General features: G+C 43.6%; 9 protein-coding genes. 6 read left to right on the top strand and 3 right to left on the bottom strand.

What is annotated here, in order from left to right; translation table 11 throughout:
• Positions 1-102: 102 nt before the first annotated feature.
• The 4 genes from N288_RS21045 (at position 103) to N288_RS24415 (ending at position 8,146) form a co-directional block, all read left to right on the top strand.
• The gene (locus N288_RS21045) at positions 103-1,116 is read left to right on the top strand and encodes an SIS domain-containing protein (RefSeq protein WP_009792850.1); all 1,014 of its coding nucleotides are present in this window, start codon (positions 103-105) and stop codon (positions 1,114-1,116) included.
• A gap of 61 nt (positions 1,117-1,177) precedes the next feature.
• Complete coding sequence (gene frlD, locus N288_RS21040) at positions 1,178-1,960, top strand: fructoselysine 6-kinase (RefSeq protein ID WP_009792851.1); 783 nt, start codon at positions 1,178-1,180, stop codon at positions 1,958-1,960.
• Between the two features lie 62 nt (positions 1,961-2,022).
• Positions 2,023-2,751 carry a GntR family transcriptional regulator gene (locus N288_RS21035; protein ID WP_022544440.1) on the top strand — a complete coding sequence of 243 codons (729 nt, stop codon included), beginning with the start codon at positions 2,023-2,025 and terminating at the stop codon, positions 2,749-2,751.
• Between the two features lie 253 nt (positions 2,752-3,004).
• Positions 3,005-8,146: an S-layer homology domain-containing protein gene (locus N288_RS24415; RefSeq protein ID WP_022544439.1), complete on the top strand. Its 5,142-nt coding sequence runs from the start codon at positions 3,005-3,007 to the stop codon at positions 8,144-8,146.
• 141 nt (positions 8,147-8,287) lie between these two features.
• Here N288_RS24415 and N288_RS21025 read toward each other — a convergent pair whose 3' ends face one another.
• The 3 genes from N288_RS21025 to N288_RS21015 form a co-directional block, all read right to left on the bottom strand.
• The gene (locus tag N288_RS21025; protein ID WP_198018082.1) at positions 8,288-8,893 is read right to left on the bottom strand and encodes an S-layer homology domain-containing protein; all 606 of its coding nucleotides are present in this window, start codon (positions 8,891-8,893) and stop codon (positions 8,288-8,290) included.
• Positions 8,894-8,898: 5 nt separating this feature from the next.
• The gene (locus N288_RS21020; protein ID WP_022544438.1) at positions 8,899-9,762 is read right to left on the bottom strand and encodes an immunoglobulin-like domain-containing protein; all 864 of its coding nucleotides are present in this window, start codon (positions 9,760-9,762) and stop codon (positions 8,899-8,901) included.
• Positions 9,763-9,893: 131 nt separating this feature from the next.
• Complete coding sequence (locus tag N288_RS21015; protein ID WP_009792856.1) at positions 9,894-10,163, bottom strand: cupin domain-containing protein; 270 nt, start codon at positions 10,161-10,163, stop codon at positions 9,894-9,896.
• Positions 10,164-10,778: 615 nt separating this feature from the next.
• Between N288_RS21015 and N288_RS21010 the strand changes: the two genes are divergently transcribed.
• On the top strand, positions 10,779-11,393 hold the full coding sequence (locus N288_RS21010) for an SGNH/GDSL hydrolase family protein (protein WP_009792858.1): 615 nt from the start codon (positions 10,779-10,781) through the stop codon (positions 11,391-11,393).
• 263 nt (positions 11,394-11,656) lie between these two features.
• On the top strand, positions 11,657-12,856 hold the full coding sequence (locus tag N288_RS21005; RefSeq protein ID WP_009792859.1) for a glycoside hydrolase family 88 protein: 1,200 nt from the start codon (positions 11,657-11,659) through the stop codon (positions 12,854-12,856).
• Positions 12,857-12,967: the final 111 nt, after the last annotated feature.

Below are 12,967 nucleotides of genomic sequence, written 5' to 3'. Positions count from 1 at the left end.
ATTTTCAAAGAAAAAAGATTGAATTATTTGTAATGTTTATTTATAATACAAGACATAACAAATAAAGTCGCGAGCAAGAGACTCATAAGGAGAGTGTTCCCCATGTTGAAGTTTGATGAAGAATTGTTTTTGAAACTAGTAGAAAAAGAGGGCCTTGGCTACAGGGGCAAAATTGAAAAGATTGTTGATGGTATCTGCCAAAAAGGCTACAGCAATATTTACATGATTGGCGCCGGCGGTACGATCGCCATGATGTATCCTTATGAATACATGTTCAAAACACACTCAAGCATTGATGTCCGCGCAGAAATTGCTTCAGAATTCATGGCCACGAATCCTAAGCATTTTACAAAGGATTCTGTCTGCATTTTCACTTCTGTGTCAGGCACAACAGAGGAAACGGTGGCAGCCGCAGAATTCTGCAGGGAAAGAGGAGCAACAACTCTGGCTCTGGTCGCTGAGCCGGACACGCCGCTGACTAAAATCGTCGACTACTGCATCACAACTGGATCTGAAAAGCATTCTTTTGATACATTCTTTATGCTTTTATATATGGTATCCTTCCGGTTCATGCATAACAATGAAGAGTTTCCGCAATATGATCAATTCGTGAAAGAGGTATCATTGCTTCCGAGAGCCATTCTCGATGCAGTAAAGTCTTTCGATAAAAAAGCGGAGGAATTTGCTGTTAAGCATAAAGATACGGACTACCATATGATGGTCGGTTCAGGCAATCTATGGGGAAATACGTATTCCTATGCAATGTGCATTCTGGAAGAGATGCAGTGGATCCACGCCAAATCGATCCATGCTGCTGAGTTTTTCCATGGGACGCTTGAATTGGTTGTCGAAGATACAAGTGTCATTTTGCTAAAAGGGGAAGATGAAACCCGTCCGCTTGCCGAGCGTGTTGAGCGTTTCGCTGAGAAGATCACCAAAGAACTGACTGTAATTGATACGAAGGATTTTAAAATGGACGGAATCAGCGATGAATTCAGGAAGCATTTCGCTGTCAATATCAACTGGGCTGTCCTCAGCCGCATCAGCGTTTACCTAGAGCGGGAGAGAAACCATCCTTTGGAACTCAGACGCTATTATCGCAAAATGGAATATTAAGAAAGATAGAGCACTGCTTGCGGCAGTGCTCCTTTCTTAAGCTGAAAGGAGTGACAGCACCATGAAGGTCGTTACAGTCGGGGATAACTGCATGGATGTCTATAAGGACAGCGGGAAAGCTTATCCTGGGGGGAATCCAGTAAATGTGGCGGTTTATTTAAAATCATTGGGAGCGGAACCTGCGTATATTGGCTGGGTAGGCACAGACAACTATGGAGAAGAAATGATCAAAAGCATCCGGAATAAGGGGGTGGATACAACCCATCTTTCCATAAAGGAAGGAAAAACAGCGGTTACAGATGTACATATGGAAGGCAATGACCGGCGGTTTGGCGACTATGATGAAGGTGTTATGAGCGAGTTTGCTTTGACAGGAGAAGAACTTGAATTTATTGCCGCTCATCAGCTGGTGCATGCCGGACTATGGGGGCACGCGGAAAATTATTTTTCTCTTTTTAAGAAAAAAGGGCTGCTGACGTCCTTTGATTTTTCCGATCAGCTGGCCCATAAGCTGGTTCAAAGCCTGCTGCCATATGTTGATTATCCTTTCTTCTCTTATAAGGAAAATGATGCATTTATCCGCCAGTTTTTAAAAAGTGCTGTTGGCAAGGGATCAAAAATAGCAGTTGCCACTTTGGGGGAAAAAGGCTCGCTTGCTTATGATGGAAGAGATTTTTATGAGTATGGTGTAGTGGATACAGATGCTGTGGATACGATGGGAGCGGGAGATTCATTTATAGCCGGGTTTACTTACGGTATTTTGAAAGGCCTTTCAATAGAAAGCTGTTTGGAATTGGGAGCGAAGACTGCCGCCAAAACAATCGGATATTTTGGTGCCTGGTGACTGGGGAGTAAGATCAATGTATAATAGATCTTAACAATCTATTGACGGTAAGGATGAGCCAGATGAATTTAAATCCTTCAACGCCTCAGCCGCTGTATATGCAAATCAGGCAAATGCTGAAGAATGACATCCAAAGCGGAAAGTACAAGCCGGATGAACAAATTCCAACAGAAGCAGAGCTTTGCGATATTTATAATGTGAGCCGGATTACGATCCGTAAAGCCATTGAGGAATTAGTGAATGAAGGAACTCTTACACGCGTACCGCGCAGAGGGACGTTTGTGGCTTCAAATAAGTTCCATAACGAGCTATTATCTGTAAGCGGCTTCTCGGAATTCAGCCATCAGCTTGGGATGATCCCCAACTCGCGGATACTAAGAAGCGAAGTCATATCAGCATCAGCGGAAGTCGCCGGACACCTGCGCATGGAAGAAGGCAGCCCGGTTCTTGAATTGGAGCGGCTGATGTATGTAAATGACCGCCCTTTATTCTACGACATCGCACACTACTCTCTCATGCGATTCCCTGATTTGGAAAAGAAAATCGCGAGGCTTGAATCCACCTATCAGATCCTCCTGGAGGATTACAGCACTGAAATTATCAGCAATGACAAAATCATTGATGTGATTGGGGCCACAAAAGACCACGCCAGACTGCTGGAATGCGATATTGGCGCCAATCTATTCAGGATCGTCAAGATTGCTTTTGATTCCAGTGACGAACCAGTCCATCTTTCTACATTTGTTTGTGAAACGAATAAAGTGAATTTGACCGTTCATCGGGCGAAATAGACATTCGGGGCCATACTCCTTTTTTTGGAGTATGGCCCTTTTTTATCTTTACTTTCTAAAGCAGGAGATGTGGGGGAAGGGCTAATGCCCGAATAGAAAGAAGTGAGTGCTTTCCAAACATTTTTCGTATTTGCGTAATTTACAAAATTTACAATTAGTTACGAATATAGGTAATTATTGTTCTTATCCCTTTACGTTTAGTAGTTAAAATTATCTATATGATAAACAGATTACTAAACTAGGAGGATGGAAAGTGAAGAAGAAGGTTTTAAGTGCGGCTATGGCACTGTCTTTGGCTAATGCTACATTTCTGCCTGTTGCGGGAAATGTACTGGCTGATGAGAGCAAGCCAGATTTAATTATGACTGAGGTTTATCCTGATGACATCAAGCATACTGAAATTGCAGGGGCGGGCTCTAATGATCTTTTTGAATATGTAGAACTGTACAATCCTACCGATCAGGATATTTCTTTTAATGATTTATATGAAATTGTGTATGACTATGGATCGAATAAAAAGAGTCTGCAAGTCACCTCTTTTGGCGAGGATCCTTTAACTGTGGAGCTTCCTGCCGGACAAGCTGCAGTTCTATGGGTGAAAAGGACCAATTCAAGCATATCAGGCGATGCGGCAAAATTAACACAGGCAGACTTCAGGTCCTTCCACGGTTTGGAGGATGACGTGCAGATCTTTTCGCTGACTGGACAGGATGGATTGAACAATAGTGACAGAGGAATCCAGCTTGTGGAAAAAAGAAATCCTTCCAGCATTAAATCGGCGATTTATTATAACAGTGATGATGTAGCAGATGGGAAAAGCGTGCATTTGCAGCCTGCTTTAACTGGTACAGAGCTTCACCGGTATAAACAAAAGGCAGATCCTACTCCAGGAGCCATAGAAGAAGAACAAAAGGTGCCACCTTCTGCAAGAGTTATAGCCATTGAACATACATCGATTACCGAAGTCAAGCCAGGGAATGAGGTTAGCCTGTCCGCTGTTATTCAAGGGGCAGAGTCTGCGACCTTATTCATAAAGCCAGCCGGCCAGCGGGAATTTTCCCCTTATCCTATGGCTGGCGGCGAGAGCGGCCTTTTTCATATAACGATACCGGCTGAAGACTTATCAGATGGGGTTTTCCATTACTATATTGAAGCAGAAGCTGAAGGAATGGAAAATGCCATCTCGCAGGAATATTCTTTTACAGTAGCATCCGGAGAAGAGCCGAAGAATATTCCATCTATTTTAATTACTGAGATTATGCCGAATCCGGAGGGGGATTATAGAAAGGGTTCAGGAAATCAATATGAATATATGGAATTGTACAACACGACAGATGAAGCGATTAATTTAAAAGGGCATACACTATTTTATTTATATCCAGGAACCACTGCTCCTAAAAAATGGACTATACAGGAAGACACTGTGATTCAACCTCATAAGCCCTTTGTAATCTGGTTTGCAAAGGAAGCTATTTCTGCCGGTTATGGGACAGTTGAAGATTTTAATATTCACTTCAATTCCTCACTGACGGAAAAAGAAATCTTACTCTATGATAATGGAAAGCCGGAAGATTTTAACCTGCCAAATTCGCTTGAGCGAGGATTTGCTTTATCGTCTTCAGACCAGTTAGCTGACTCGATTATCGAAGCCTGGTATGATGCTTCATCTGACAGCAGCCCGGATGCTCAGGTTCGCAGCATCCGAAATACTGTTATCAGATACTCATATCCAGCATCAGGAAAAATAATGGAACGAATGGATACAAGGCCTTTTGGGAATCCGGGAAGCATAGATTCCCGACAGGTTTCTGAACCAGCGGGCAAAGACGTGGTATCACCACTGTTATCACATGAGCAGTTGACTTATCAGGCTGAACAGAACAAACCGGTACGCATTACGGTAGCCAGTGATGAAATACTCGAAGAAGCAGCTTTCCTTTACGGAGAGTCGACAGAGACCATTACTGACTTTAAACACTCTGTTCCATTGGATTTTAAAGAAGAAAGCAATGGCCAATTTATCTATGAAGGAAATATTCAAATATCCGAAACAGGCATTTACAGATATATGATCCAAGGTGCAGATAAAAGCGGGAATATCACGAAATTCCCTTACAGCTCCCGTGGCCTTCATCTAACGGTCACAGAGCCGAGCGGAGAGAACGCTGAACTGCCTGCTCCCGGCCTTTCTGTAAAGAACGGGCAAATGGTAAGAGGGAGCCTTAATGTTTACGCATATGGAGAAACGGCAGCCAGCAGCATCCAGATGAAGCTGGACAGTAAGGATCTTTCTATTAGGCCGGCACTGCCTGGAATCACTCAGTTCGGGTTTCAGGCGAATGGAATTGATCAAATTTATCAGGCATCAGCCAGTGCCATCAAGGCTGGTGCGGGAAGAGAATATTTCACAAGGATTTACCCGAAATATGTGGATGGTGCCTGGTATAAATACAGTCTTGCGCCTGAATATTTTGTTGAGTCCCAGACGGTTTCCATTCATTCAGGGAGTGAAAGTGTTCCTTATGATTCAGATACACATGATCAGTATTTCAACAAAACCAATTTTGATGATTTTAATGTAAGAAATATCCATCTAGTCCTCCCTGATGGAACAATGCTCAAACCTGAAACAGTGAAACAGACTCCAGGGAATTTAAATATCCAAACTGTGCCATACACAGAAAACCTTTGGTATGGACTTGGAGATGGGACGGCACCGACTAATACAAATATGAATAAGCCTCTGAAGAGTGAATTTCAGTTCAATATTCCTAAGAAGCATTTTACAGCCCGCTATGTTTCTATAGATACCACTGTGCTTCCTGATGGAGAACATACGGTGTATATGGACATGGATGGAGTGCTGGAGCAGGAAGCTGTCATTACAGTAGACAATACTGAGCCGGTTATCCATGGGGTTGAGAATTCAATGAATGGAACCAAGCTGGAAAAAGATGCTGTTTTAAAAGGGGAGTTTTCACTTTCTCTCTTAGCGGAAGATTCAGGAACGGGAATCGCTAGTATTGAGGCCACGCTGGATGGTGAGAAAATAAATATGCCGTTTTCATCCTCTTCCTCTGCCATCAGTGCGGGCAGTCATATTTTAAAAATAACTGCATTTGATGGTGCAGGAAATAGTACGAGTACGGAGCAGACCCTTATCATTAATGAAGAAATGCCAGAAGAGCCTGTGGATGTAAAACCAGCCGATTTCTCCAAAGGTGTCAGTCATAGTCCCCGATTAAGCGCAATAGTAAAGGACCCTTCAGGCGATGCCATCAAAACAGTGGATTTCATGGAAGGAACCAGCCATGACTTTGCAAGCCAGAAGGGTATAACTGGATTTAAAAATATTGCTGACCGGGAACCCCCTTTGACAGCCGTGCCTGAAGGAGAAACCGAGATTAGCGCTGATGAACAGCAGGCGATTGCTTATGATGACGAAAAATATCTTGTGACAGATAGTGAGCAGGGCTTTCCGTATCACCGGTTTGAAGTTAAAGTGGGTGAGGAGCTCACGGCTGGCAGCAAGGTAGAATTGCTATGGAAAGGAAAAACACTGCCTAACCGGATGATTACCTTATATGCTTGGGACTATCAGACAGGAAAATGGACTTCTTTAAAGCGCGAAAAAGGGAATCCAAATGAAAACGAAATTCTTCTAGCCGCCGAAGTGGAGAAAGAGAGATTTATAAAGGATGGCAAAATTCAAGCGATGGTTCAGGATGAAGTCGCTGGCCCGAACGATCCTTTCTCAATTCTCTGGTTTACAGATACACAATATTACTCTGAATCATATCCAGGTATATGGGAATCAATGAGTGATTGGATTGTTGATTCATATAAAGAAGGCATATTCCAATACGCCATCCATACAGGTGATCTTGTGAATGTCGCAGATGATGAAAATCAGTGGAGAATTGTAGACAAAAATTTAAAAAAACTGGAAGAAGCAAACGTTCCTTATGGTGTTCTTGCTGGAAATCATGATGTCATAGTAGATGGAATAGATTACTCTTATTACAAAAAATATGTAGGTGCAGACCGCTATGTGAATAATCCTTGGTATGGAGGGCAAATGGATAATAATAGAAACCACTATGACCTTGTATCATTTGGCGGGCATGATTTCATTATACTTTATGTTGGATTTGGTCTTGAAGACACAGAGGAGACAATCCAATGGGCGAATGAAGTACTCGAAAAGCATTCAGACAGAAATGCGATTATAGGGATGCATGCCTATCTAGAATATAATGCAACCCTTTCAAATATGGCTCAAAATGTGTTCAATCAAGTGGTAGTGCCGAATGAAAATGTAAAGCTCATCTTAAGCGGTCACTATCATGGGGCGAACCGCCGTGTTACCGAGCTGACAAATCAGGACGGTTCCAAAAGGGAAGTGGTGGAAGTCCTTGCTGATTATCAGGGCGGACCAGAGGGCGGACAAGGATATTTGCGCCTGCTTACTTTTGACCCTGGAACGGAAAAAGTTGATTTTCAAACGTATTCTCCCTATTTAAACGACTATAATTTCTTTGATGAAAATATCGATGCTTTTAAAGAAGACTTTGATTTAGCAGACATCAATAAGCGCGTTTCAACCGACTATGTGGCTGTTAATGTATATTTTGACAAAGAAATCGGCCAAAATCGAGATTTAAAATCAGGAGATACCGCTTCTGTGCAGTGGAGTGGACTGGAAGAATCAAAAGAACATTTTTGGTATATGAATGTGACCGATGAATTTGGTGCAGAAAGACGGTCTATGATTTACCGGTTTACAACAGATGAGAAGACCGGAGGAGGCGGTGTTGTGAATCCATCACCTGAGCCAGCGCCAACTCCAAATCCAAACCCGGAACCAGCACCAAATCCAGGACCGTCAGTGGTATTCAAGGATGTTCCGTTAATGTATCGTGATTCAGTAGAATACCTGGTAGCTGAAGGGATTGCAAAGGGTATCACTCCGTCCTTGTTTGGAACCGGCCATAATATCAAAAGGGCAGATGCTGCTGTCATGCTGGCAAATGCTTTGAAGCTTAATTTTGATAAGGCAAAAAGCTCTGGATTTAAGGATGTCCCTGCACGTGCAGAAGGCGCTGTCAATGCATTAAAGGCAGCAGGGATCGTAAGCGGAAAAACAGCCTCATCATTTGGAGCCCAGGACAATATCACCCGTGGTGAGATGGCCATTATGCTTGCCGAAGCCTATAAAATGGAGTCAGGAAAAAGCAGCATACCATTCAAAGATGTATCTGGCCGCTATACAAAGCCTGTAGCTGCTCTTATCGAAAATAATATAACCCAAGGAAAAACCAAAGAACAATTCGGAACCAGCCAATCCATAACCCGCGGTGAATTTGCCCTATTCCTGCACAGACTGAAGAAATAGGATTAGAAGGACAGGCACTTTGCATCATTTAGAATAAAGTTATTGCAGACCTAAAAACTCCTCCAATTAGCTGATCAGCCGGCTCTTAAGACAAATGACCAGATTTGGAGGAGTTTTAATTTTACACAGGGAGGTATGATATTATCTGCCATACTGAATAGCACGCGCCATAAACACCGAGAACTGCGCACGTGTTATAGGCTGGTTAGGACGGAAGGTTCCGTCAGCAAAACCGCTTGCGATTCCATTGCCGGTCAGGTTCATGATGTGCGGATATGCCATCATTTCAAGTGAAACATCGTTAAAAGGGTTTTTTATGCCAGTCTTATTTTCAAATCTGCTGGATCTGTCAATGTGGATGCTAGCATCCCCGCGAGTAACCGCCTGGTGCGGCCGGTAGGTTCCATCCGGGTAACCGACAATGATATCCCTTTCGGTTAAAGCGTGAATATAGCCTGAACCGGCAACACTTGCTTTTACATCCTTGAATTTGGTATCCACAGGTTCTCCGGGCAGCTCTTTGGAGCGGCCGATCATAATGGCAGCTTGTGCGCGGGTGATAAATTCATTAGGCTTGAAGGTGCCGTCGGCATACCCGCCGATCACGCCTTTGCCAATCAAATACTCCATCTCTTCTTTCGCCCAGTGATTTTCAATATCCTTAAACGAACCGGATGCATCTGTATTTTGAGTGAAAGAAAAGAAACAAGAAAACATTAAAACAGCCAACACCAGCAATTTCTTCAACTTTTTCATCCTCCCTTGATCTTAAACTCGACTCCCAAGGTTACATTGCTATTACCAGTTTCTCCTTCCCTGCTGAAGCTTTTTAAAACCTTATAATTCCCTTCTTCAAGACCGGCAAGGTTGATATGCTCTGTTTTTATGCTTGAAGGCAGCATAGTAATAAGGATACTTGTAAAAGCCATATCTTTATTAACTAGTTTCCATCCATCAGATGTTTGCTTATAAATCCCATAAGCTGACCCGGTTTCCATTCCATGCATCGCCCAGTTTTCATAATAAATGCTTGCTGTTTCCCCTGTTTTGTATACAGATTTGGATGCTGTGGCAATCATATGATTCTCATCTGAGGGAGTGTACAAAGGAAAATAGTTTTCCTTTAAGATCGTCCCGCTCGCATCCATGACAGCCAGCCGGTAATAATAAATAGTGCTTGCCTGCTGTGGAATGCTTACTGCTGTATCTCCGCCGTCTGCAGTAGTCCGTGAATCAATTTTTTCTGTGTTTCGTCCAAACTTATCCCACTTGCCTAACTCAACAATCAACTTTTGTCCCGGTTCCAATGGAACGGTAAATCCTTTAAATGTTCCTCCAGCCTGCACAGGCACTGGGTTTCCATCACCATAAAAATGGTCCTGTATAAAGTAATCATAAGTACCGGTCCCGTTTTGCAGGTTTCTTACCTTATTGGTGTATTTATCAAGTATATTCTCCTGGAATTCACCAACAAAACGGGGCGCATCCTCCACAAGCTGAGATTGTTCGTCCAACTCTTTGGGACTGCTGCCTGACGCCGTCCCGCTTTGACCGCTTTCCTGGCATCCGGAAAGGAGAAGCAGGGAGAAACACACAATAGCCGAAATACGCTTCATCAGATTCCCTCCTTTTTTCATTAGACGTAACGGGTGGGAAAAAGATACAGTTTTATTGGATGAAAGGCCCTAAATGCCCGTATTCTCAATAAACAAAAAAACAGGGACAGAAACCCTGTCCCTGCGTGCGGTTATGGCCTATAATCCACATCCACCTTATCCTTAATCTGATACGGAGCCAGCATAAACGCCCCTTTAAAAACTTCCTTTCCTTTATTCACCAAATAATGTACTTTCTTCGGCTCAACATGGATGAAGTCGCCTTCCCGGCAGCTGAAGATCTCGCCGTCGATATGGATTTCGAGCTCGCCCTCGAGGACGAAGAAGTTTTCTTCCATGATTTCATGGTAGTGGGCAGGGAAGTCCTGGCCGGGCTGGTGGGCGACCAGGCCGAAATTCATCTGCGCACTCTCAGGAGATATTTCGGGTTGCTGTCCCCGAAATGGTAAGCTGGCCACCAGGCAGTGAGCAAAGTGGTGCGCGAAGGATTCACAGCTAAAGAGGGGTATAACTATTATCAGTTGCTAAATTCAATGAGTTGAGTGTCTGGCAGTACTTAATGGAGGGCCAGGAATTGGTTTTGGAAATAAATGCAATTTGTACAGAGTGTTTGAAAAGGTTGGTAGAAAAACAAGCGAATTGGTAGAATCAGTCGGGAGTTTGGTAGAATAACCGGAAGAGTTGGTAGAATAACAGCTAAAGTCGGTAGAATCGCACTGGATACAGATAGAATCCTATCTCAAACAATGAGAAGTGCCCCTCCATCACATGATAGAGGGGCATTTTTTATGCTATTTCAACTTTTAATACTCATCAGCATGACGATTCTGCCTATTAACACAGCTTTCTGCTGAGCGGCAGTCCAATCCTCAGCCATATAATGACTTCGCGTTCTCATTTTTCCCAGACAATCAGCGGAACAATACGTCATGCAGCCTGCAACCTAATCTCACCAGCAGGAATCCCCGGGGAGATTAGCTAATATAAAAAGTATCAAATAAAAGCAGGTGAAGCATATGGGAGCAAAAAAAATCTTATTTATCGGCGACAGCATCACGGATCATGGCAGAAGAGAGGATCCTGAACAGATTGGATTCGGTTATGTAAGGTATCTGCGTGACTATTATATGACGGCATTTCCTGAAAAGGCGCTTGAGTTTATCAACAGAGGTGTCGGCGGTAACCGCGTTACTGACCTTGCCGACCGCTGGAAGGCGGATGTCATTGATATTCAGCCGGATCTTGTGTCCATTTCAATTGGTATAAATGACGTATGGCGGCAGCTGGACAGTCCTGGGATCGTGCAGATAGGGCCTGAGCGATTTAAAGAAGTGTATGAAGACTTGCTGACAGAAGTGAAAGAGAAGACGAAAGCTGAAATTGTGCTTATGGAGCCGACTGTCATAGAGGAGGATGTTCATTCGGAAGGCAATAGGCTGCTTACTCCATATGTTGAGGCTGTTCATGAGCTTGCTGAACAGTTCCAGGCAGTTGTTGTGCCGGAGCATAAGGCATTCCTCCGGTATCTGGAGTCGGGAGGTAAAATTAAGCTGACGACAGATGGGGTGCATATGACATCCGCTGGGGATATGCTGATGGCGAGGGTGTGGGTTGAGGCTGTGGAGCTGTAAAGTGAGTAATATTATATTCCTCACTCATCCGGATTCTGCTGAATACAGCCGGTCAAGAGCTATAAAACACTGGTTATTAGTGTTTCGATCATTGATGCCCGGCAGGTTGTTAATGATAACCTGCAATTTGCCGAAATGAATCTTAAAAAGGTATTCGAATTTTCAAATAATAGGTATTGAATTGACCTACTGAAGATGGAGGTTCCGATAGATACGAATGTTTACCCGCGTTCTCCACTTAAATAGATCAGGGGTGTCAGGTGATGAACATATTTGGAAATGACGTAAAAAGGGAAGCCATAAAGAATAAGGACCGTTTTGTAAAAATGCCTGCTGTAGATCGTGCTTTTGCAGAGAGAGCCATTGAGCATGTCCTGGCTAAAATTGATCAAAGCCTGGAGGCGTTTACAGACAAATTTCCGGATTCGAGCAGTGTAGGGCTTATCTATAAGCCTATAGATAATGTGGAATGGACAACAAGCTTCTGGACCGGCATGTTGTGGCTTGCCTATGAATACACGGGTCAGGAAAAATATAAGAAAGTTGCCGAAAAGCACATCTGCAGCTTTAAGGACAGACTGGAAAACCGGATTGAAGTTGATCACCATGATCTCGGCTTTCTCTATTCATTAAGCTGTGTCAGTGCGTTTAAGGTGACAGGAAATGAGAATGCGAAGGAAACGGCTTTGAAAGCTGCAGAGTTATTGGCATCCAGATACAGCAGGAAAGCAGGCATTATCCAAGCATGGGGGGATCTCAATGATCCTGCACAGCGAGGGCGGATGATCATTGATTGCAATATGAACCTGCCCTTGCTGTATTGGGCATCTGACACGGGCGGAAACTGTGTATATAAAGAAATTGCAAAGTCACATGTAAAGAAAGCCGCTCAATATTTAGTCCGGAACGACGCCTCTACTTTCCATACTTATTATATGGATGTGGATTCCGGGAAGCCATTGTACGGAAATACGCACCAGGGGCATTCTGATGATTCCTGCTGGGCGAGAGGGCAGGCGTGGGGTATCTATGGCTTTGCTTTAAGCTATTATTATACAGGTGATTGGAGCTTGATAGAGCTGTCCAAAAACCTCGCAAACTATTATCTGAATAGGCTTCCTGAAGATCAGATCTGTTACTGGGACTTATGCTTTACGGAGGGGGAAGAGGAGCGGGACAGCTCTGCAGCAGCCATAACGGTCTCGGGCCTGCTGGAGCTGTCGAGACATTTACCGGTGACTGATCCTGCGAAAACGATCTATGGGCATGCAGCACTGAGGATGATTCAATCACTCTATGAGAATTATACGACTGAAGTTGAAAGCGAGGCTAACGGAGTATTGAAGCATGCAGTCTACCATAAAGGCGGCAGCCGTGGTGTTAATGAGAGCTGCATTTGGGGGGATTACTACTATTTTGAGGCGCTGGTCAGGTGTGTAAAGGACTGGAAGATGTACTGGTAGCATGTCTGTAATAGGCTAATCAAAGTCTATCTGTAGGGAAAGGAACTTTTGCTAATGGTTTCCTTTTCTTTTTTTTGCTTATTTTACTCTGATGCCTAAGCAGATGTTCTC

This window comes from Bacillus infantis NRRL B-14911 (assembly GCF_000473245.1).
GTDB classification, from domain to species: domain Bacteria; phylum Bacillota; class Bacilli; order Bacillales; family Cytobacillaceae; genus Bacillus_AB; species Bacillus_AB infantis.
Note: the sequence above shows the minus strand (reverse complement) of the source record. Positions and strands in the feature narration are given on the sequence as shown.

What these genes read in the sequence shown, in the direction of transcription:
- frlD (WP_009792851.1), top strand. Translation starts at nt 1,178, where the DNA reads ATGAAGGTCGTTACAGTCGGGGATAACTGCATGGATGTCTATAAGGAC.
- N288_RS21005 (WP_009792859.1), top strand. Translation starts at nt 11,657, where the DNA reads ATGAACATATTTGGAAATGACGTAAAAAGGGAAGCCATAAAGAATAAG.
- N288_RS21035 (WP_022544440.1), top strand. Translation starts at nt 2,023, where the DNA reads ATGAATTTAAATCCTTCAACGCCTCAGCCGCTGTATATGCAAATCAGG.
- N288_RS21020 (WP_022544438.1), bottom strand. Translation starts at nt 9,762, where the DNA reads ATGAAGCGTATTTCGGCTATTGTGTGTTTCTCCCTGCTTCTCCTTTCC.
- N288_RS21010 (WP_009792858.1), top strand. Translation starts at nt 10,779, where the DNA reads ATGGGAGCAAAAAAAATCTTATTTATCGGCGACAGCATCACGGATCAT.
- N288_RS21045 (WP_009792850.1), top strand. Translation starts at nt 103, where the DNA reads ATGTTGAAGTTTGATGAAGAATTGTTTTTGAAACTAGTAGAAAAAGAG.
- N288_RS21015 (WP_009792856.1), bottom strand. Translation starts at nt 10,163, where the DNA reads ATGAATTTCGGCCTGGTCGCCCACCAGCCCGGCCAGGACTTCCCTGCC.